Genomic DNA, 21,064 nt, shown 5'->3' with positions numbered 1-21,064 from the left:
AGAGAAGGTGGGGAGGCGTATTTATGAAATCTTACAGCTATTTTTGCTCGACTAGGATTGAAATGGGGGCAGGAAAATCGAAGGAACTGCCCACTTTGCTACATTCAATAGGCGAAGGCTCGTCCATTTTGATGGTGAGTGATCCCGGCGTGATTCGGGCTGGACTGGTCGCTCCGATTCAAGCAGCACTTGAGAGTGCAGGCTATCGTGTATCCCTGTTTGACAAGCTCAGTCAAAACCCGAGAGATATCGAATGTCTGGAGGGGGCAACAAAGTTCCGTGATGTTTCTGCTGATATGGTAGTAGCGATTGGTGGGGGCAGCGCGATGGATACGGGTAAAGCGATTGCCCTTTGCGGACCGAATGGTGGCACTCCTGCTGATTATGCCGATGGTCGACTTGCTTACGAAAACATCGCACCCATCATCTGTGTGCCGACTACTGCCGGGACAGGCTCTGAGGTCACTCGTTCCTCGGTCATTACCGAATCGACGACCCATCGCAAAATGACGCTCAAGCATGCAGCACTTCGTCCAACACTCGCCGTGCTCGACCCTGTCCTGACCTACAGTGTTCCTGCTTCGGTCACAGCTGCTACTGGGGTTGATGCGCTTGTACATGCCATCGAGGGTTACACCTGCAAGGTGACCAATCCGATCTCTCAAGCGCTTGGCGCAAAGGCAATGAAGTCGATTGTTTCTGCTCTTCCGGTAGCTTATGCAGATGGTCATAATGAAGCGGCGCGGCATGCGATGCTGGAGGGGAGCCTTCTTGCGGGGCTTTGCTTTGGCTCTGCGGATGTAGCAGCCGTCCATTGTCTGGCGGAAGCATTAGGGGGAATGTACGATACCCCGCACGGTATCGCTAACTCCGTCTTTTTGCCACATGTACTGCGCTTCAACGCTGCCGAAAATAAAGCGATGCACGCCGATCTCGCCCGGTACATGGGCTTTGCGGTTGACGCTGATACGGACGAGCTGGCAGTGGAAAAGCTGATTACTGGAATTGCTGACTGGACTGCGGGACTACAAATTCCTAAGCTCAAGGATTTGCCAGGTGTAAAAGAAGAGGACTTCCCGCGAATTGTGGAATTGTCGATGAAAAACGGCTCTACACCAAGCAATGTGCGCACGATTACGGCAGATGATTATCTGCGTATTTTAGAAGAGGCTTATCGGGCATAAATAGAAGAACGATTTACAAGTTATAGATGTCTCTGGAGCACCGTCATTTGCGGTGCTTTTTTCTTTGTAACTAATGAATAAAAACAATTGCTTGCCGCAAACTATAACCAGCTATCACGGGAAAGTGAGGGAAGAGCATGGTTCCGTTTCCTGGTATTTATTATGCGATCTTTGCCCTTATTTTTATTGCGGGTTTGTTATTGACCATTCATTTTATGAAAAGACAGGAATCAAAGGAATTAGACCACAATGTGAGCCAATCAACCGTGAAGAATAAAGTACTCGGTAATACTGGAATGCTTTTTTACGTAGGAGCATTTGCTGTTTTGCTGGCAGTCTTACTCATCGGCATCGTTGTTTATAGGTAAGCAAAGGAGGCGTAGACATGGACAAAAAACGATACTATGTCTCAGTTCAGGCTGGAACAGTCATGGAAAACCAAAGGGATTCGGGGTACGAGTTTGAAATTGAGGCAACGGAAGAGGAAGTAGGCTTGATCAGGAGCTTGTTTGAGGATCGGACGGCCTATGAGTTCAATACGTATTTGCGTGGGCATGTCGTAGCACTCCCGTATCACTTTGATGCCGAAAATGATGAGTACGACCAATGCTTGCGGGAAATTTACGCAGCTGTGTATCAATGCGGGACGGATGAGACGAAAAATCATATTCAATCGATGGGGATTCTGGATGGTTCGTTTTTTAAAGAAACCTAAGGCAGAGGGAGACGACTTTTACTCGGTTGTCTCCTTTTTTGTACAGACAACACCTTCTTTTTCTGATAGTATAACCGTTATCTCAATAATAGTGACCTAGATAAGGATGTGACTATCTTGCACCAATACCTGGGGTACATAGGCTCATTTCCGATCCGATCCTATAGCTTGATATTTGTTTTGGCTATCGTTTTAGGGATTGGGGTGACGGTTACACTAGCCAAGCTGCAGAAAAAAGAGCATCTGGCTGAACATCTTCTGAATTTATCTGTTCCGATGATTATTGGGGCCATTGTCGGCTCCAGGTTCTGGACAGTCTTTTTCTTCGACTGGGATTTTTATTCCAAGCATCCTGCCGAAATTATTGCGGTGTGGCATGGCGGCCTTTCGATCCAGGGCGGGGTTGTAGGGGCTATTCTGGTCGCTATCTGGTATGTGCGGAAGCATAAGATTTCATTTTGGGAGCTGGCCGATTTATGTGCACCGGGTCTGATTCTCGGGCAAAGCATCGGGCGTGATGCCAACCTGATGAATGGAGATGCTTTCGGCGATCCGACGGGCGGCAACTGGGGCATCCTTTATCCAGAAGGAACGAATGCCAGAGCGACGTTTGGGGACCAGCCGCTCTATCCTGCTGAAGTGTGGGAAGGACAGATGGATATCATCATTTTTGCGATTCTTCTCCTGCTCATGCAAAAGCGTTTGACGAGAGGCTATCTATTCTTGGCTTACAATATTTTGTACAACCTCGGGCGCTTCTTTTTGGAAATGCTGCGCGGAGATTCGCATCGTTTCTTGTTCAATTGGACGACAGCGCAGTGGACATCTGTGGTGGTCATTGTCCTTTCGGTGGGCATTGGCATCTATTTACAACGGAAGCAAAAGGCACAGGACCTGGGCGGACTCGCTTCCTAGCTTTCGAAAATACAAGCAATGCAAATCCTCGTCATTATGACGGGGATTTTTTGTTTAGGAGATGCACATCCTCCTTTTGCTAACTAGGAGGTATTGACAAAGAAAAAGCAAAATCATATTATAATACCCATAGGGGTATACGTATTAAACCCGGTACTTTTTTATAATCACGCATCTTTCAAAATAGGGAGGTCATTCACAATGAGCAAAGCGTGGCAAGACATTACGCCGCAAGAGGTTGAAAAAATGCTACAGGACAAGCGGGAGGCTCAATTCATTGATGTCCGAAATTCGGATGAGTACAGCGCTGGACATATGGAAGGAGCGACACTGATTCCTCTTCCTGTCCTGCCCGTCAGACTTCATGAGCTGGCCCCAGAGAAAGAAGTGATTTTCATTTGCAGAAGTGGCGCCAGAAGTGCACAGGCTTGTGAATTTGCCGTCAGTCAAGGATTTAAGAAGGTAGCGAATATGGCGGGCGGCATGTTGAATTGGCAAGGAAACCAAATAAAAGAATAGAGCCGGAGGGATACACATGGGTACAGCAATTACTACCGATAAAACCTTGGATTGCAAAGGGCTTGCCTGCCCAATGCCAATCGTGAGAACAAAAAAAGCGATGGATGAGCTGCAGCCCGGACAAGTCATAGAGGTTCAGGCAACGGACAAAGGCTCGTTAGCGGACATGCAGGGCTGGGCTAAAAATACAGGGCATCAGTATCTGGGCACCATTCACGAGGGAGACGTACTGAGGCATTATTTGCGCAAAGCAAATCCTGGTGAAGCAAAAGAAGAAACCAAGCACCCGTACACGATTACAGCAGCAGAGCTTGCCAAAAAGTTGAACGAATCAATCACGATTGTGGATGTGCGCGAACCGGCAGAGTACGCGTTTCAGCGGATTCCCGGGTCTAAATCAATACCTATAGGGGTATTGGAGGGGCATCTGCACGAGCTGAATCAGGCTGAAGAAATTTATGTCATATGTCGCTCCGGCAATCGAAGCGATTTGGCATGCCAGCTACTCGCGGAAAAAGGCTTTGCCCACGTGAAAAACGTGAGCGACGGAATGAACGGGTGGACAGGACCAACGGAATCGAACTAGGCAACTATACACACGGATAGAAAAGGTGGGGGAGAGTATGACACAACAACAAACAGCTTTGCAGCCAATGACACCGCATGACCTGACACAAATCATCTTTCAACACGAAGAGCTGTTTATTCTCGACGTGCGCAATCAAGACGATTATCACGATTGGAAAATCGAAGGGAAAGGGATCGAGAGCATCAACTTCCCTTACTTCGATTTGATTGACGGGGTAGAGCCTGCACTACCACACATCCCAGAAGGCAAAAAGGTACTTGTCGTTTGCGCCAAAGAAGGCTCGTCCATTTTCGTAGCGGAACAACTCGTAGAAGCGGGCAGGGGCGATGTGTATTATCTTGCTGGCGGTATGAAAGCGTGGAGTGAACATCTCGAGCCGGTGAAGGTAGGAGACTTGCGAGATGGCGGGGCGCTCTATCAATTTGTGCGGATAGGCAAGGGCTGCCTGTCCTATATGGTTGTATCCAATGGGGAAGCCGCGATTATCGACACGCTGCGGATGACAGACTATTATACGGATTTTGCCAGCAATCATCATGTCCAAATTACGCATACAATCGATACGCATCTACATGCGGACCATATTTCAGGTGGGAAAAAGCTCGCGGACCAAGTCGGTGCGACTTACTGGCTCCCTGCCAAAGACGCAGAAGAGGTGACATTCGCCTATGAAGAGCTGGAGGAGGGCAAGGAAATTACAGTAGGGAATACGAAGATTGCGATCCAACCAATTTATTCACCTGGTCATACCATTGGCAGCACGTCTTTGGTTATTGATGATCAATACTTCCTGACTGGAGATATCCTGTTCGTAGAGTCTATCGGTCGCCCAGATCTGGCTGGAAAAGCAGAGGATTGGGTCAGTGATTTGCGCCACACCCTATACAATCGCTACAGAGAGCTGTCCAATGAGCTGATTGTGTTGCCTGCCCACTTTGGCAAAATGACGGAGCTTGGCGAAGGCGGTGTCGTTTCTGCCCGGTTAAAAGATCTATTTGAGCATAACCCTGGATTGAACATCACTGATGAGGACGAATTCCGCAGAGCAGTAACAGAAAACCTGCCGCCTCAGCCGAATGCCTACCAGGAAATTCGCCAAACCAACATGGGCAAAATAAAGCCGAGTCCAGAAGAGCAGCAGGAAATGGAGATTGGCCCGAATCGCTGCGCGGTTCATGATAAATAATAAACGGGTATTTCGAAAATAGCGTTGGGAGAGGGGGAATCATCCCCCTCTTCTTTTTATCCATATGGAAAAGCTAGCACCCATTCCTCAAATAATTAGCTGCTACTTTGTTTAGATAATAACTGTAACCGACTTGCCATTGCTCAAGCATATTTCGGTGAAAGTCATCAGCAATGAAGAACTCTGTTTGATTCAGAAAGTCTTGCGGTGTTGATGGATGCCCCATTTTTTCCAGAAAGGATAAATGCTTTTTAACTTGATCAAACACTTTTGGATCATTTACGGAGACCCCTTCTCGTAAAAAACGAATCATCCGCTCATTAAAAGCCTGTGCTTCCATGGCAGAGTCGTTCATTGCTTCTACTTCAATGGTTTGATTCGATAAGTTAAAATCATATTCTGCTTTCAAATGCTCATTTTGGTCTTGTAAGGCCTCTTTCCATTCTTCTTCCGTTTTAAATCCACGAAACATGGTATCCATATCTAAATCGACTCCTTCTGTGGCACTTTTGATAGAGGAATTGATCGTGTTGATCAGTTCTTTCAATCGATCCATTTTTTGTTCGAACAAAGATCTCTGCTGAATCAATGTCTGTTTTCTGTCGATCTCCCCATCTAGTAGCTGTTTGATTTCTTTAAGAGGGAAATCCAGTTCTTTGTAAAAAAGGATTTGCTGTAATCTCTCCAAATCTTTTTTTCCGTAAACACGATAGCCGGCTTCTGTCGTCTGCTCAGGAATCAAAAGACCTATTTTGTGATAATGGTGCAAGGTTTTTACTGTTGTATGAGCCAGCTTTGATGCTTCGTGAACCGTGTACACTTGTATCCTCCCTTCGATGCTCCTTATGGTAAAGTATCCTCCAAGGTCAGAGTAAACACATTTCTTTCAACTAGGCAAAGGTAGACATGGCATGAGCTTTATCGTTTCTTTACAATGGGAGGATTAAATAGAAGAGATGTGGGGGGTGAAGCTATGCAAGGGAAAAATATTTTGGTGATCGAAGACGATGCAAAAATAAGACGGCTGTTAAAGCTGTATTTGGAAAAAGAAGGATATGACGTAATCGAAGCGCAAAACGGGGAGGAAGGCATGGTGGCTTTCCAAAAGTATGATCCCTGCTTCGTCATTACCGATTTAATGATGCCAAAGCTTAGCGGCGAGGACTTATGCAAATGGATTCGCAGTGAGCAGAAAAGCGATATTCCGCTGATCATGCTGACAGCAAAGGTAGCAGAGGAGAAGCGAATCGAGGGCCTGCAAATGGGGGCAGACGATTACATAACGAAGCCTTTCAGCCCACAGGAGGTAGTAGCCCGGGTCAATACGGTGCTTCGCCGGACAGCTAACCGCTGCAGCAAAATCAGCTTTAAAGGCTTGACTATCAAGCCAGTGCGCGGAGAGGTCAAATACAATGGGACGCCTATTTCGCTCACGCAGCACGAGTTCAAGCTGCTCTATTTTTTTATGCGCCACCCCAACCAAATCTTGTCGCGTGAGCAAATTTTGGGAGAGCTTTACCCGAATGAAGAGAAAAGCGTGATCGACCGTACAGTGGATGTTCATGTCGGCAAGCTCAGAGAAAAAATCGAGACGCCAAACGAAGGAGCCTGTTTTTTTGAAACGATTCGGGGAATGGGGTATCGCTTTGTTGCTTATTAACCAGCTGCGTGAATGGAAGCAGAACATGACCTGGAAGCTGATCGGGGTAAATATCATCGTTATGCTGACGGTGATTTTGCTTGCCGGGGTTTCGGTAAAGGACTTCGCGTGTGTGCTTGTCGAGAAGTACCGTTTGGTCGGAGAAGAGAAAAACATCATGTTCAACCAAACCATGCAGTTTTATCTGATGCGTGCGAGCTTACTCGCGCTCGTGGTTGCCGCACTCATTCATTACGTATTCATCAAAAAAATGCTGGTTCCCTTGCGCCGTCTGACGGAATCGACACGCCAGCTCACAGAGGGGACATATCCGCAGATGCTTGAGGTCACCTCTCGTGATGAAATTGGTCTGCTTACAGAGCATTTTAATGAGATGACGCGGACATTGAAGCGAGCGGAAGAAAACCGCAAGCGTATGCTGAGCAATATTTCTCATGACCTGCGGACACCGCTCAGTAATTTGAACGGATATTTGGAGGCGCTGGGGAGTGGAGTGATTACCGGAGACCGGGAGCTGTATCAATCTCTTTTGGAGGAATCACAGCATATCACCAGACTGGTAGAGCAATTGCACCTGCTCTCTGTATGGGAGGACCGGCGGGAAACGGGGATGACAAAAACGAGCATCCAGATCGATGAGCTGATTTCAAAAAGCACCAATGCTTTTCAATGGGAGTTAAAAAGCAGCGGGATCGAACTGGATTTGTCATTGGAGCCCGGAACCGTGATCGCTGATGAGGATGGATTGCGCCAGGTGCTCAACAATTTATTGCAAAATGCGATTACGTATAATACGGGACAGGATATATGGGTGTCCGGCGTAAATGAACCACGCAGCTATCGCTTAACCGTGAGCAATGTTGGCGTACCTATGCCTGAAGGGGTGCACGAGATTGTCTTTGAGCGCTTTTACCAGGTGGATCTGGCAAGACATCGCGCTGAATCGGGCAAAGGAAGCGGGCTTGGCCTTGCAATCGTAAAGGAGATCGTACAGAAGCATGGGGGAGAAGTCGGACTCATCTCCGAGGACGACAAGCATTCGTTTTGGATCACAATCCCGCGAAGCCGATAAGTGCATCAGCCCGAGACTCGAGCAGCTTTATCATATCTTTAAAAAAGCGCGGTACTCTCATGAAAAAGGAGGCCGTGAGCATTGTACAACTTTCAAGTAGGCTCAATGGTTATAAACGGGCAGCTGGTACTGTTCGCTAGTTTCTATCTCGCAGGCTGGATGATGCTGCACTATCGATTAAGGGGCAGTCAGGACAAAAAGCTGATTTTGTCTGTGGCAGCAAACGCCTTTCTTCTTTGGCTCCTCATATGGAAGGCGAGCTATTTCCTACTTCATCCCCAGGAGATCATCTCCCATCCGATATCGCTCTTGTATTTTGATGGAGGGGAACGGGGACAATGGACGGCGAGTCTGGTTGCAATCGCTTATAGCGGATACGCCTGTCGAAAGCGAAGCCTGCCTGTGAGGTTGTGGGTGGACAGTGGCATGTGGTTTTGGTTCGCAGGTTGGATGGTTTACCACGTTTTACTGCTGGTGATGGGGGAAGCTCCAGCGGTCTATGCATTTTTGCTAGCTGGATTATGCCTCACAAGCTGGGTCTGGTATTGGGAGAAGCGGCAAGAGGGGGAAGCCCATGGATAATCTCTCTATCATATTAGCATTTGTCGCGGGGATGCTGTCGTTTTTGTCTCCCTGTGTATTTCCGCTTATCCCTGCTTATGTGTCCCATCTGACAGGCTCGACCATACACGAAGGCAGACTGGTCGTGCAAAAGAGAACGCTGCTCTATCAGTCTCTCAGCTTTATCGTCGGCTTTAGCCTGATCTTCATTGCCATGGGTGCATCCGCTAGCCTCATTGGGCGATTTTTCGCGGAGGAACGTGATTTGGTTCAGAAAGTGAGCGGGCTCATCATCGTTATGTTTGGCTTGCAGATGGTCGGTTTTTTGAATCTGCGTGTGCTGATGGCAGGCAAGTCGTGGGAAACAAAGCGGGACATGAGTCGAGGCACCATTCGCTCGTTTTTGACTGGTCTTGCGTTTGGGGCTGGCTGGAGTCCATGCGTAGGGCTTGCCTTGTCCTCGATTTTGCTATTAGCCGGATCAACAGAAACATTGTGGCACGGGATTGGAATGCTGGCGGTATATTCTCTTGGGCTCGGAGTTCCCTTTTTGCTCATCTCGTTGCTGCTGACGTATTCGCTTAGCATCATGAAAAAACTGAACCGTTGGATACCATTCCTATCGAAAATCAATGGTTGGCTGCTGATTGGAATGGGGCTTTTGCTGTTTAGCGGGCAGCTGCAAAAAATAAGCGCCTGGCTAGCCCAATATACATTCTGGGACATCGGCTTTTAACGAAGTGGAGGTGCAAAAGGCTTGAAAAAAAGTATGCTTGCGATCATTTTGTTGGTTGGACTTGTCGTTTATGGCGGGTATGATCTGCTGCAAAAATCGTCGTTAGAAACGGGACAGACGGAAAGAGCAGACATCGCCAATCTGGAGACGGGTACACAAAAAGGGCAAGTGGCGCCTGACTTTTCGCTGACTGATCTGAACGGAAATCAGGTCAAGCTAGCTGATTATACGGGCAAGACTGTTCTGGTGAATTTTTGGGCGACGTGGTGCCCTCCGTGTCGGGTCGAAATGCCGCACATGCAAAAGTTTTACGACGATTACAAAGCCAAAGACGTGGTTATATTGGGTGTCAATTTAACACCCACAGAGAATAGCATGGACGTCGTCACCAATTTTGTGCAGGAGCAGCAGCTTACCTTTCCAATTGTGCTTGATCAGGAAGGGGAGGTCACACAAGCGTACAAGGTCGTTGCCTATCCGACTACGTATATCCTGGATGCTGATGGAGTCATTCGGGAAAAGTTCCAAGGTGCGATTAACTACGAAGTAATGGAAAAAGCCATTTCAAGCATGAACTAAACGGGGGAGACGAGGGTGACTCAGCAGGTTGCAAAATTGATGCTATTTACGTTATCGGCTTGTCCATTGGGGCGATCTATACAGGCGGTGCTTGGCGAGGTGTTATCCGTCAAAAAGGAGCTTAGTTATGAAGCGGTATATGTCGATGCCGATCCAGAAACAACGAATCGGTACCGGATCAAGTCGAATCCGACGACACTCTTTTTGTCAGACGGAGGGCTAGAGCTGTATCGTTTTGAAGGCTTTAAAGAGACGGCAGAGGTACTCGCCATCATTGGGCAGATCGAAGAGGGAATACTCGCTTCACCCGAAAATAGAGAGGAGAACCAACAGACCGAGGAAGTCTATACCGTTTATTTGTATGAAGGCGAGCAGATTGTTCCCATTGCGGTCAGCTATATTAATTTGACGTCTGTAAAAGCACCACGAATAACAGCGATTCAGCAATTGCTCCGCGTGCGGCGAGACGGACTGGAAAATCCGTTCCCCGCGCAGACCTCACTCGAAGCGGTTTCTTTTCAACAGCAGTCGGGTGTGATTACGCTTCGTTCTGATGTGAAGGTAAGTGCCAGCCATGCAGAGCGGATGAGGGTACTGCTCGCACATACGCTTGCTGTTTATGGTGTAAGCGAGGTTCAACTGGAATGGGTGTAAAATGATCTTTTGAAAAAAGAGGCTCGGCTCCTTTGAGACCAAGCCTCTTTTTTGCGAAATGGCAAGTAATCAGGTTCACAGCGAATATGCCCCAGGACCGATGAGAGCCAGACCAACGGCTACAGCGATGATGACGACCAAATATTCAATACCGCCTTTGTCGATCCAATAGCCATTGGGCAGGTGCACCTTCATCGCACCAAGCATGGCGATCACAATCATAGCGGCACCGAGAGTGAAAAATAGCCCCGAGGCAAAGAGAAGACCGCCAACAAATTCGAGTATCCCCGCGACCGTCGCCATGAGGACACCCGGTTTAATCCCGACTGATTCCATCCAGCCACCGGTTCCTTTGATTCCATGTCCGCCAAACCACCCGAACAATTTTTGACTTCCATGCCCGACAAAGCTTAAACCCAAGACAAGACGAATGAGTAGTAATCCGAGATCAACCATGATGCTCATCACCTTTCAGGAGTGACAGTAGCGTGCGATCACTCATTTATTTACTGTCCAAAAAGAGACGAGACTATTCATGTTCAAGCGAGCGTGTTTGCTTGTTATTTTGGTGGAAGAAGAGGGAAGCTAACGTAAAAATGTTCATAAGGAGAATGAGCATGATACCGGGTTTTAAACGAGTTATCATTGGCAGACCGATGAAATCGAATGAGCTAGGGGAAGAAAAACTAAATAAGCTCAAAGCGCTGGCGGTGCTTTCCTCAGATGCGCTGTCCTCTGTCGCTTACGGAACGGAACAAATTTTGCTTGTGCTTGTCACGATGGGAGCCGCAGCTCTATGGTATTCCCTTCCGATATCACTTGCGGTTCTTTGCCTTTTAACGATCCTTATTTTGTCGTACCGTCAAACGATTTTTGCCTATCCGGCAGGTGGCGGTGCTTACATTGTGGCAAAAGACAATTTCGGGACCTCGATTGGACTGGTAGCAGGTGGTTCACTTCTCGTGGATTATATTTTGACCGTGGCAGTGAGCACGTCAGCGGCAACAGATGCCATTACCTCCGCTTTTCCTGTGCTGCATGATCATCGTGTACTGATTGCTCTGCTCATGATTGTCTCGGTGACCTTGTTAAATTTGCGTGGGATTACCGAATCGGCAACCATGTTAATGTATCCCGTCTATTTGTTTGTTGCCGCCATTTTTTTATTGATTATAGGCGGTGGATTTCAATGGATTGCAGGTAATGTGCATGCGAAAACGCCAGCATATGGTGTAGCTGTTCCAGGGATTACGTTATTTTTGCTTTTGCGGGCATTCAGCTCGGGCTGCTCGGCGTTAACTGGAGTAGAAGCCGTATCGAACGCGATCCCGAATTTCAGAAATCCTGCACCGAAAAATGCTGCTTTGACGCTGATCATGATGGGACTGATTCTCGGATTGATGTTCACTGGCATTAGTTTGCTGGCTTATGCATACGGAATCGCACCGAACCCGAAGGAAACAGTCATATCGCAAATCGCCTCTGCAGTTTTCGGCAGGGGAGTGGTTTATTACTTCATTCAGGCAGTCACGGCTTTAATCTTGTTTCTCGCTGCCAATACTGCTTTTGCTGCTTTTCCGCTGCTTGCTTTTATGCTGGCTAAGGACAGATTCATGCCCAATATGTTCATGGTTCGTGGAGATCGTCTCGGGTTTTCAAACGGAATCATTTTCTTAGGTGTGCTGTCCGCCATTTTAGTGATTTCTTTTGGAGGAAAAACAGAAAATTTAATTCCGCTGTATGCGCTCGGCGTGTTCATTCCGTTTACGTTGTCACAGGGTGGAATGATGAAGCGCTGGGTAACCAAAAAGCCAGCAGGATGGCTGACTCCATTTATTTTAAATACGATCGGCATGCTGACGACCTTGACCATTTGTCTCATTTTCCTGATTACAAAATTTTCTCATGTATGGACGATCTTTATCTTCCTTCCCATCGTTATTTTCATTTTCCGCAAGATCAATGGGCACTACAAAGACTTGGCGGAAGAGCTTCGACTGGATGTCACAACAGAAAAGCCACAGCCTAAAGGAAGTGTGATTGTCATTCCTGTGGCTGGCATCTCGCAGGTTGTGAAAAATACGATTAGCTATGCCCAATCCTTGTCGGATGACATCGTTGCTGTTTACGTTGCCTTTAGTGAAGAGGAGAAGAAGAAAATGGGGGAGAAGTGGGAGCAGTGGAACCCGGGTGTGCGGTTGATTATTCTTCGCTCTCATTACCGCAGTATCATTAAGCCGCTATTTAAGTTTATTGATACAGTCGAATGGAAAAAGGCAGAAACAGACCATGTGACGGTCATGATACCACAGTTTATTACAAAGCGCTGGTGGCATAACCTACTTCACAACCAAACAAGCTTTTTCCTGCGGGCCTACCTGTTCGCTAGGCAAGATGTCAAAATTGCGACTGTGCCTTATCGCCTGAAAAAGTGAGACTGTACAGCAAAAAACTGTCCTTCGGCTTGAGGACAGTTTTTTCTCATGGTTCATTCGCTGCTAGGAACAAGAGAGCGCTCCGCTAGGCGCTTGTGCTTTTTCCTTTTCTTGGCCATATAAAATAACTGATAGCGATGACAAGATCAATGCCAAGCACAACCGTCCACAGCTGCATGATGCCTGACAAGGCTTCCGTCCGTGCGGAGTCATTGACAAAATAAATCATGGCGAGAAGTATGCCTACTCCAATGACAAAGGCGAGAAGATGCTTGAACCAGCTTTTGGCGTAATGTCTGGCATGCTCCAATCCGTATCGCTTTGTTTTTGTAACGGATGACTGGGAGAAGTAGTGCTGGAATTTTTCGTCTGCCCATTGAATCATGCTCTTTCCAAAAGCGATCGATACTCCGATATATACAGCCGCAAGTGCATGAGCAGTCGTAGCGCTGGCTCCACGGTATAGGTCCACGCCGGTGATGATGAGCAGAATGACGTCGACAACGGGAGTCAGCGCCAGCAAAAACAGTCCCGCTTTCTGCTGCTTGAATATATATCGTGTGACTAACCCTAAGCCAATGACCACCCAAAAGGCGATTTCACAGGCAACGATCATCCATGCAATAAAGTTCATCTGACATGTCTCCTCTTATGATCGCTCTTCCTTAAACAGGATACGAATTTTTATAGTACAACTGTATTGCAAAAATATTTTAGCATCTGTTTTTAAATAATACAATTGTATTATTTCGTTGCTTGGGTCTATTGATCTTGATAAAATACAGCTATGCCAAAGCTGATCGATCATGAGAAAAGAAGAGAGCAGATTGCAGAAGCGACGTGGCGCATCATTTTAGAGCGGGGAATGGAGGGAGCAACGGTACGCAACATTGCAAAAGAAGCAGGATTATCACTCGGTGCTCTGCGACATTACTTTGCAACACAAGATGAGCTGCTGATTTATGCGATGTCGCTCGTCAAAGAAAGAGCCACAGCGCGAATTGGAAAAATCGCTTTACAGGAACAATATTCGTCAAAAGAAAAAATCATCAGGCTCTTGCTGGAGCTAGTCCCGACGAATCAGGAGAAGATGGCAGAAGCGGAAGTATGGTTCGCATTTACTGCTTATTTCAGGCACAAGCAGGATGTGTTTGACGCCATGCACGACGGGATTTATGCGGGATTGCAAAAGGTGATGAACTATGCGGAGCAGGTTGATCTCCTTCCGAATAAAGTAGACAAGGAACTTGAGACGGAAAGGCTCTATGCGATCATCGATGGCTTGGCGTTACATGCCTTGCTTGATCCAAAGCGTTTAGACGGGGAGCGGATGGAGCGAATATTGGTCCAACATCTGACGGAGCTATTTGAAAGAGGATCATAGAATAAATATAGAAAGAGTAGAGAAAAAGGCGGCGCTTGTAAAAAGGGGTTGCCTTTTTGGCGTTGCGAGAGTCTGAGGCAGAGCCAGGACGTAGGTAGATGAGCCCGTATGGAGGACGCCATGAATACGATTATCTACGAATTACAGGATGTGCGGCTTTTGGCAGATCATGGACACTGAGACCTGCAGCCCTTTATTTATCCTTTCCGGCCATTATTGTGCCGACTGAAGCGGTCATCCTGCGTACTGCGAGTACTGTGTATAAAGTAGGAAAGGGACAGCAGTAAAAAACGACCGCGTATTCAGACTTGATCCAGATTTGTTCTGGGGCAACGACCCGATCTCCTTGAAGCTGCAAATCAAGGAGCTGGTCAAGAGGATAACAGAACGGGCGAAGAAGTAATAGAGCGGAAGGCGCTAGCTCTTCAGCTAGCAAGTAAATAACTCACCCCCAGGCGGGCACAGTATGGAATTGTCTATCTTCCATGCGTGTACCCGCCTTTTTTATTAGAATCTTTTCCTGCCTCCAACAAACAAATCATTAAAGGGCTTTATAAAATGCCAGAGGAGTACCCAAGCTGGACCGAGGAAAAAGGAGAAAACCGCGAAGCTCTTTGGGGACCAGCCGAGGCGGAGTGCAAAAAGAGAAACACGCCCTTAAGCGTCCACCTCTGAGAAGCATCCCGAGATGGCTACTTTGGACGCGGTTTCTCTTTTTGCATGTAGCCGTACAGGAATGACCCCCAAGCAAGGTACCCAAGAAGCTGAAGCGTTTTCTCCTTTTTCCTCCCCACCACAACAGCACGCCAACCTCCTCTTTTTTTAAAGCTACTCAGATGATGTCGGATTTATACATTTACAACCCGAACGCCTATTCGTACAATAAGGGCAAGAAGGTGACGAAGATGAATCGAAAAAAAGACATGTCTGCCGTACTGGATTACTTGAAAACAGACGAACGTTTTCGCGATAATATTGCGCATTGGAAGGTCATTCCTCCGCGCGAAGCAAAGTCCGTTCCTTTTCCACTCGAAATGGATTCACGCATAAAGGATGCACTCGTCAGACGAGGAATTACCTCACTGTATACCCACCAAGAAACCTCCTTTCGCCACGTGCGCGAAGGAAAGCATATCGTAGCAGTAACGCCTACCGCCTCCGGAAAAAGCATGTGCTATCATCTGCCGATCCTGCAGACGTTATCAGAGGACACGCAGGCTCGCGCACTCTACCTGTTTCCGACCAAAGCCCTGGCGCAGGATCAAAAGTCCGAGCTGCATGAGCTGATTTCCGAAATGGGTCTTTCGATTAAATCGGAAACGTACGATGGAGACACGCCAGCGAATATACGCCAGATGGTCCGAAAAGCAGGGAATATCGTCATTACCAACCCCGATATGCTCCATTCTGCTATTTTGCCGCATCACACCAAGTGGGTTTCCTTTTTTGAGCATCTGAAATATGTCGTCATCGACGAGCTACATACGTATCGAGGTGTGTTCGGAAGCCACGTTGCCAACGTAATTCGCCGCTTGAAACGCATCTGTGCCTTTTATGGCAGCCATCCGCAATTTATTTGCACCTCGGCGACGATTGCCAATCCAAAAGAGCTGGCAGAGCTGTTGACCGAAGAGCAAGTAGAGCTGGTCGACAATAATGGAGCGCCAGCGGGAACAAAGCATTTTGTTTTCTACAATCCACCTGTGGTCAATCGGCAGCTGAACATTCGGCGCAGCGCCACACTCGAAGCGCGTGACATTACCGAGCAATTCTTGACCAACGGCATTCAGACCATTTTGTTTGCGAGAAGCCGTGTGCGCGTGGAAATTTTGCTGACTTACTTGCAGGAATTGATTAAGCGCAAGCTCGGTCCCAAGACGATCCAAGGATACCGCGGCGGGTATTTGCCCAGCCAGCGGCGGGAAATCGAGCGTGGCCTGCGAAACGGCGAAATCATGGGCGTTGTCAGTACGAATGCCTTGGAGCTCGGCGTCGATATCGGCCAGCTGCAGGCGTGTGTCATTACCGGGTATCCGGGCTCCGTGGCGAGTACGTGGCAGCAGGCAGGACGTGCTGGGAGACGGCAAGGAGAGTCTGTGGTCGTGATGGTCGGCAGCTCGACGCCGCTGGATCAATACGTCATCGCTCATCCCGAGTATTTTTTTGATCGCAGTCCAGAGACAGCGCGGATCAACCCGGACAACCTGATCATTTTGGTCGATCATCTCAAATGCGCAGCCTACGAGCTGCCTTTCCGCGAGGGAGATCGTTTTGGACGCGCGGAAATCGTGGAGATTCTGGAGTTTTTGACCGAGGAGCAGGTGCTGCATTTTTCAAAGGGCAAATGGTTTTGGATGAACGATTCCTTCCCAGCGCATAACATCAGTCTGCGGTCGGCGTCCCAGGAAAATGTCGTCATTATCGATATCAGTGAACGGGGCAACGAGCGAGTCATCGGGGAAATGGACCGGTTCAGCTCGATAACACTGCTGCATGACGAAGCCATTTACTTGCATCAGGGCACGCAATTCCAGGTAGAAAAGCTTGATTACGAGGAAAAGAAGGCGTATGTCCGCGAAGTACAGGTCGACTACTACACGGACGCCAATCTGGCTGTTCAGCTCAAGGTGCTGGAGCAGGATCAGTACCGCAGCCATGCTCAAAGTGCGTTTGCCTACGGAGAGGTCTCCGTGCATGCGATGGCGACGATCTTTAAAAAAATCAAATTCGAGACGCATGAAAATATCGGCTCTGGCCCGATTCATTTGCCAGAAGAAGAGCTGCATACGAATGCTGCCTGGATCGGTTTTTCAGAGACGCTGCTCACGGAAATCGGCACGGAGGATGTGGAGCGGGGTCTGGTCGGGTTGGCGCATGTTTTGCAGCACGTCGCTCCATTGTTCGTCATGTGCGACCCGATGGATTTGCACGTCATTCCGCAGCGTAAGGCTGTTCATTCGCAGGAGCCGACGATCTTCTTGTATGACCGTTATCCTGGCGGAATTGGCCTGAGCGAGCAGGTGTACAAAGAGATGGAGATGATTCTCACGCAGGCGGAGAGGATGATTGTCTCTTGTCCATGCGAGTCAGGCTGTCCGTCTTGTGTAGGGGCAACGGATGACGGCAGCAAGGAGCTGGCTATGACCTTGCTGCGTGTCGCGCAAGGAGGAAGCGCGTATGTCTCTTAAGTCCAAGCTGCAACGGATGAAGGGGCACTTGGTCAAGGAAACAGACAAAACGGCATCCCTGTCGGCGGAAGCAGTCGCGGCAGCGGCAGTGGAGCAAGAACAAGCAGAGTGTGCCCAAGAGCCAGCTGTGGAACAGCAAGCTACACAACCGCTATCAGCATCGACAGAAACGGAGCCCCCAGCACAGGAAAAAGAGCCGGAAATTCCGTATGCAGATCGGTGGGAAAAGCTCCAAGCGTCGCCGTACATTTGGGAAGATGAGCATGTCATGATCCGCGAAGTCCGATATCCCATCGGGCAAAAGCACGGAGCCTATGCCTTTTCCGAGCTGCATGATGTGATTGCGTCGTGGGAAGCGTCAGGCAAAGCTCATCCGCTATCTGCGGCAGGCAGACGCCCAGAAGACCTGTTGTTTTTTGACACGGAAACGACGGGGCTGTCTGGTGGTGCGGGCAATACGGTATTTTTGTTGGGATACAGCCGTCTCGAAGGAGAAGAGGTAGTTGTTCGGCAGCATTTTCTGCCTGCTCCGCACGCGGAAGTGACGTTGTACCAGTCGTTTTTGGAGCAAGCGGAGAAATCCTCACATCTCGTGACATTTAACGGAAAGTCGTTCGACTGGCCGCAGGTGCGGACCCGGCACACGCTGATTCGCGATCAGGTGCCTGCTTTGCCTGCGTTTGGACATTTGGACCTTTTGCATGGAGCGAGAAGATTGTGGAAGGCCGAGCTGGAGTCATGCCGATTGGGGATTATCGAGCAGGAAAAGCTGGACGTTTTCCGCGAGGATGATTTGCCGGGCTTTCTGGCTCCCGTGCGGTATTTTGATTTTTTGCATTCGCAAGACCCTGATGTGGTCGAAGGAGTGCTGCACCATAATGAGACGGATGTCTTGTCTCTCATTACGCTCTATATTCACATGACCCGGCTGTTGCTCCATCATGAGCAGGAAGCAGTGTCTCATGAAGAGCGCTTTGAGATTGCGAGATGGTATGAAGCGCTGGGTGATCAAGAGGCAGCCATGGACGGATACCGACTTGTAGCAGGCAGCAATCATTCGTGGAGCAATCGGGCGAAACTGGCGATCGGACATCTCTATAAAAAGCAAAAAAACTATCAGCAGGCCCTGGAAGTTTGGGAGTCTAGCATAAAATCATCCAGCTACGTCCCAGAAGAGGTGTATATCGAGGCAGCCAAGGTATGCGAGCATCAGTTCAAAGATTGGGAAAAAGCGCTCCATTATACGCGGCTAGCCTACGAGCAGTGGAAGAAGCGAGGAAGCCTTTTACGCAACAGGTCCAAGGCAGACGCACTTGCCTATCAGAAGCGGATTGAGCGACTGGAGGCAAAAGGACGTGGAAGCCAGGCAGAGGAGGATGGCCTGATTTCCGGGTTGTTTGATTGGACGGGAGACAACCAAAGCGAATAACTGAATAAGCTGTAGAAAAAGAAGCCCTTAGGAATCCACCTAAGGGCCAATTTTGTATGCGCTGGCTTGGGGAGACCTTTGCTCGTTTTCGCACCAAGGCTACTTTACATATTTCGCCCGGTACTCGTCAGCGAGCATGGACATGAGGATGGAGTCATGGTACTTGTGGTCGTAATACAGCGCTTGTCGCTGCACGCCTTCCTGCACAAAGCCGAGCTTTTCATATGTGTGAATCGCACGTGCATTGTAGGCGAAAACATTCAGCTCAATCCTGTGCAGGTTGAGGATGCCGAAGCCGTAGTCCAGCATCAGCTGTATGGCTTCACTCCCGTACCCTTTTCCTTGGTAGGCTGACTGATCGATAGCGATACGGATAAACGCATTGCGGTTGTATGTATCGATGTCGCCAATCTGGATATCACCAATGACCTGATCATTTTCGCACAGGGAGATTAATAGAAGAACGCTGGATGAATCCTGTCCTTTGTTCTCGATGTATTGCTGGATCTGCTCGCGCGTGTAGTGCTTCTGTGTCCCTGTCAGCTTGCGCGTTTCCTTGCTGTATAAGGAGCGGTAGTAAAACTCGCTATCTTCTTGTCCAATCGGTCGCAAATAGACTCGCTCGCCTTCCAAAAAGCGAACCGGAGTATTCGGATGTGCATGAGTAGACATTTGTGGTGTCCTCCTGTTTGTTTTGAATCGTCCTGCCAAGACGTATTTTTAAATAGAATAGTGGAATTGTGTATACTTGGAAATGGGCAGTTTTGCAATATTTAAAAGGACAGATTGAGGTGAAAGGTACATGCTTCTAACCCCGAAATGGAATGGAAATAGGGACGAGCCCCAATATGTACAGCTTTATACCGCTCTGAAAAACGAAATTGTCACAGGAAGACTGACTGAGCATACGCGCTTGCCTTCCGTCCGCAAGCTGGCTGATTTGCTGGGGCTGAGCACGACTCCAGTCGAAATGGCGTACCAGCAGCTTTTAGCAGAAGGGTTTATCCAGAGCAAGCCGCGTAGCGGATATTATGTGGAGGCATTGCCTGATCCGGAGGTAGGACCAGAGAAGGCAGTACGTAGCGAGTATGGCTCTCGTCATCAGCAATCCGAGGCCACGACAAGCAGACGCCCTCTGCTGCGTGACGATAAAACCTACAAGTACGACTTTCACATGTCCCAAAATGACTTTACGCTTTTTCCGTATGCGGATTGGCGCCGCTTGTACAATCAAACGATGCGCCTGGAGCAGCAGGAGGAGCTTTTTTACGGTGACCCTCAGGGTGAATCTGGTCTACGCCAGCAAATTGCAAGCTATCTTCATCGCTATCGCGGTGTCGTTTGTCAGCCAGACCAGATCGTGATTGGAGCTGATCAGTTCGGCTTGCTCTCGCTCATCAGCTTGATGCTAGGTCACAAGCATAAGCGAGTGGGGGTGGAGAATCCGGGATATCTCCTGTACGCCAATACGTTTCGCCAGCATGGTTACGAAGCAGTACCTGTGGCGCTGGAGGAAGACGGGATCAGTATAAGTGAGCTGTATGCTGCGGACGTTGGATTGGTTGTCGTGTCGCCTTCCCATCAATATCCACGCGGGATGATCATGCCCGTGTCCAAGCGGCTGCAAGTACTGGAGTGGGCTCAAGCGGTTTCCGGTTATATCATCGAGGACGATTACGACGGAGAGTTTCGCTATCACGGCAGACCAATCCCTTCTCTGCAGGGCCTGGTTCCGAATGCAAACGTCATTTACATGGGAGGATTTGCGCAGGTCATGGCCCCGGCAATCGGCGTGTGGTACATGGTTCTACCTGAAACACTCATGGAGAGCTACTACAGACTGCTTCGAGCGACACTTTTAGAGCAGTCAGCGTCTCGGCTGCATCAGCGAACCTTGCAGGCTTTTATGGAAAAGGGCTTGTTTGAAAAGCATGTCCGCAAAATGAGAAGTCACTATCGCAAAAAGCATGATGCTCTGCTGGAGGCTGTCCAAAGACATTTTGGCGATCGGGCTCGCGTAATTGGAAAGGACGCAGGCTTTCACGTGCTGCTGCATGTGCACGCTGAGAAAAGCGAGGAGGAGTTGAAGCAGCTTGCGATGCAGGCAGGTGTGAGAGCATCTTCAGCATCGTTTACTTGGCTGTCCCCTCCGCCAGTGATGCCCAAGGAGTTTTTTCTCGGATTCGCAGGCATCCCGCTGGATCAAATTGAGCCGGGGATCAAAGCGCTGTACCAAGCATGGTTTGGAGACAGTTGAC

23 protein-coding genes are annotated in these 21,064 nt (G+C 48.7%); 19 read left to right on the top strand and 4 right to left on the bottom strand.

The window, feature by feature from the left end; translation table 11 throughout:
* Positions 1-23: 23 nt before the first annotated feature.
* The 7 genes from C3B52_RS30265 (at position 24) to C3B52_RS30235 (ending at position 5,108) form a co-directional block, all read left to right on the top strand.
* Positions 24-1,184: an iron-containing alcohol dehydrogenase gene (locus C3B52_RS30265; protein WP_103110074.1), complete on the top strand. Its 1,161-nt coding sequence runs from the start codon at positions 24-26 to the stop codon at positions 1,182-1,184.
* Between the two features lie 137 nt (positions 1,185-1,321).
* Positions 1,322-1,552 carry a hypothetical protein gene (locus tag C3B52_RS30260; RefSeq protein WP_103110073.1) on the top strand — a complete coding sequence of 77 codons (231 nt, stop codon included), beginning with the start codon at positions 1,322-1,324 and terminating at the stop codon, positions 1,550-1,552.
* Between the two features lie 17 nt (positions 1,553-1,569).
* On the top strand, positions 1,570-1,899 hold the full coding sequence (locus C3B52_RS30255; protein ID WP_103110072.1) for a hypothetical protein: 330 nt from the start codon (positions 1,570-1,572) through the stop codon (positions 1,897-1,899).
* Positions 1,900-2,016: 117 nt separating this feature from the next.
* On the top strand, positions 2,017-2,814 hold the full coding sequence (lgt, locus tag C3B52_RS30250) for a prolipoprotein diacylglyceryl transferase (RefSeq protein WP_103110071.1): 798 nt from the start codon (positions 2,017-2,019) through the stop codon (positions 2,812-2,814).
* Between the two features lie 201 nt (positions 2,815-3,015).
* Positions 3,016-3,333 carry a rhodanese-like domain-containing protein gene (locus tag C3B52_RS30245; protein ID WP_103110070.1) on the top strand — a complete coding sequence of 106 codons (318 nt, stop codon included), beginning with the start codon at positions 3,016-3,018 and terminating at the stop codon, positions 3,331-3,333.
* A gap of 16 nt (positions 3,334-3,349) precedes the next feature.
* Positions 3,350-3,919, top strand: a complete 570-nt coding sequence (locus tag C3B52_RS30240) for a sulfurtransferase TusA family protein (RefSeq protein ID WP_103110069.1) — start codon at positions 3,350-3,352, stop codon at positions 3,917-3,919.
* 67 nt (positions 3,920-3,986) lie between these two features.
* A complete protein-coding gene (locus tag C3B52_RS30235; RefSeq protein WP_373419751.1) occupies positions 3,987-5,108 on the top strand; it encodes an MBL fold metallo-hydrolase in 1,122 nt (373 codons plus the stop codon).
* A 73-nt stretch (positions 5,109-5,181) separates the two neighbouring features.
* Here C3B52_RS30235 and C3B52_RS30230 read toward each other — a convergent pair whose 3' ends face one another.
* Positions 5,182-5,928 (bottom strand): MerR family transcriptional regulator, encoded by a 747-nt coding sequence (locus tag C3B52_RS30230; RefSeq protein ID WP_103110067.1) that lies wholly within the window; start codon positions 5,926-5,928, stop codon positions 5,182-5,184.
* 153 nt (positions 5,929-6,081) lie between these two features.
* Between C3B52_RS30230 and C3B52_RS30225 the strand changes: the two genes are divergently transcribed.
* The 6 genes from C3B52_RS30225 to C3B52_RS30200 all read left to right on the top strand — a co-directional run bounded on the left by C3B52_RS30225 (position 6,082) and on the right by C3B52_RS30200 (position 10,370).
* Complete coding sequence (locus C3B52_RS30225) at positions 6,082-6,768, top strand: response regulator transcription factor (RefSeq protein ID WP_103110066.1); 687 nt, start codon at positions 6,082-6,084, stop codon at positions 6,766-6,768.
* Entirely contained in the window at positions 6,725-7,840 is a 1,116-nt protein-coding gene (locus C3B52_RS30220) for a sensor histidine kinase (RefSeq protein ID WP_164684993.1), read from the top strand. Before C3B52_RS30225 ends, C3B52_RS30220 begins: the two co-directional genes overlap by 44 nt.
* Before the next feature lie 81 nt (positions 7,841-7,921).
* A complete protein-coding gene (locus C3B52_RS30215) occupies positions 7,922-8,422 on the top strand; it encodes a hypothetical protein (RefSeq protein WP_103110064.1) in 501 nt (166 codons plus the stop codon).
* On the top strand, positions 8,415-9,137 hold the full coding sequence (locus tag C3B52_RS30210) for a cytochrome c biogenesis CcdA family protein (RefSeq protein ID WP_103110063.1): 723 nt from the start codon (positions 8,415-8,417) through the stop codon (positions 9,135-9,137). The genes C3B52_RS30215 and C3B52_RS30210 overlap by 8 nt, the downstream gene beginning before the upstream one ends.
* Positions 9,138-9,158: 21 nt before the next feature.
* The gene (locus C3B52_RS30205) at positions 9,159-9,716 is read left to right on the top strand and encodes a peroxiredoxin family protein (protein ID WP_103110062.1); all 558 of its coding nucleotides are present in this window, start codon (positions 9,159-9,161) and stop codon (positions 9,714-9,716) included.
* A gap of 15 nt (positions 9,717-9,731) precedes the next feature.
* Complete coding sequence (locus tag C3B52_RS30200) at positions 9,732-10,370, top strand: thioredoxin family protein (RefSeq protein WP_103110061.1); 639 nt, start codon at positions 9,732-9,734, stop codon at positions 10,368-10,370.
* A gap of 75 nt (positions 10,371-10,445) precedes the next feature.
* Here the strand turns inward: C3B52_RS30200 and C3B52_RS30195 are convergent, their stop codons facing one another.
* Positions 10,446-10,826: a DoxX family protein gene (locus tag C3B52_RS30195; RefSeq protein WP_103110060.1), complete on the bottom strand. Its 381-nt coding sequence runs from the start codon at positions 10,824-10,826 to the stop codon at positions 10,446-10,448.
* Positions 10,827-10,987: 161 nt separating this feature from the next.
* On the opposite strand from C3B52_RS30195, the gene C3B52_RS30190 reads away from it, so the two are divergent.
* Complete coding sequence (locus C3B52_RS30190; protein WP_103110059.1) at positions 10,988-12,805, top strand: APC family permease; 1,818 nt, start codon at positions 10,988-10,990, stop codon at positions 12,803-12,805.
* 85 nt (positions 12,806-12,890) lie between these two features.
* On the opposite strand, the gene C3B52_RS30185 is transcribed toward C3B52_RS30190, so the two are convergent.
* Positions 12,891-13,439, bottom strand: a complete 549-nt coding sequence (locus tag C3B52_RS30185; RefSeq protein ID WP_103110058.1) for a hypothetical protein — start codon at positions 13,437-13,439, stop codon at positions 12,891-12,893.
* Between the two features lie 153 nt (positions 13,440-13,592).
* On the opposite strand from C3B52_RS30185, the gene C3B52_RS30180 reads away from it, so the two are divergent.
* The 4 genes from C3B52_RS30180 (at position 13,593) to C3B52_RS30165 (ending at position 18,806) form a co-directional block, all read left to right on the top strand.
* The gene (locus C3B52_RS30180) at positions 13,593-14,189 is read left to right on the top strand and encodes a TetR/AcrR family transcriptional regulator (RefSeq protein ID WP_103110057.1); all 597 of its coding nucleotides are present in this window, start codon (positions 13,593-13,595) and stop codon (positions 14,187-14,189) included.
* 98 nt (positions 14,190-14,287) lie between these two features.
* On the top strand, positions 14,288-14,476 hold the full coding sequence (locus C3B52_RS30175) for a hypothetical protein (protein WP_103110056.1): 189 nt from the start codon (positions 14,288-14,290) through the stop codon (positions 14,474-14,476).
* A gap of 618 nt (positions 14,477-15,094) precedes the next feature.
* Positions 15,095-17,377 (top strand): DEAD/DEAH box helicase, encoded by a 2,283-nt coding sequence (locus tag C3B52_RS30170; RefSeq protein ID WP_103110097.1) that lies wholly within the window; start codon positions 15,095-15,097, stop codon positions 17,375-17,377.
* Positions 17,367-18,806: a ribonuclease H-like domain-containing protein gene (locus C3B52_RS30165; RefSeq protein WP_103110055.1), complete on the top strand. Its 1,440-nt coding sequence runs from the start codon at positions 17,367-17,369 to the stop codon at positions 18,804-18,806. Before C3B52_RS30170 ends, C3B52_RS30165 begins: the two co-directional genes overlap by 11 nt.
* 99 nt (positions 18,807-18,905) lie before the next feature.
* Here the strand turns inward: C3B52_RS30165 and C3B52_RS30160 are convergent, their stop codons facing one another.
* A complete protein-coding gene (locus C3B52_RS30160) occupies positions 18,906-19,478 on the bottom strand; it encodes a GNAT family N-acetyltransferase (RefSeq protein WP_103110054.1) in 573 nt (190 codons plus the stop codon).
* Between the two features lie 130 nt (positions 19,479-19,608).
* Here C3B52_RS30160 and pdxR point away from each other — a divergent pair, with 130 nt between their 5' ends.
* Positions 19,609-21,063 (top strand): MocR-like pyridoxine biosynthesis transcription factor PdxR, encoded by a 1,455-nt coding sequence (pdxR, locus tag C3B52_RS30155; RefSeq protein ID WP_103110053.1) that lies wholly within the window; start codon positions 19,609-19,611, stop codon positions 21,061-21,063.
* Position 21,064: the final 1 nt, after the last annotated feature.

Origin of the sequence: Brevibacillus reuszeri (assembly GCF_002897295.1) — a bacterium.
Classification (GTDB): domain Bacteria; phylum Bacillota; class Bacilli; order Brevibacillales; family Brevibacillaceae; genus Brevibacillus; species Brevibacillus reuszeri_A.
This window is presented reverse-complemented; position numbering and strand designations above follow the sequence as displayed.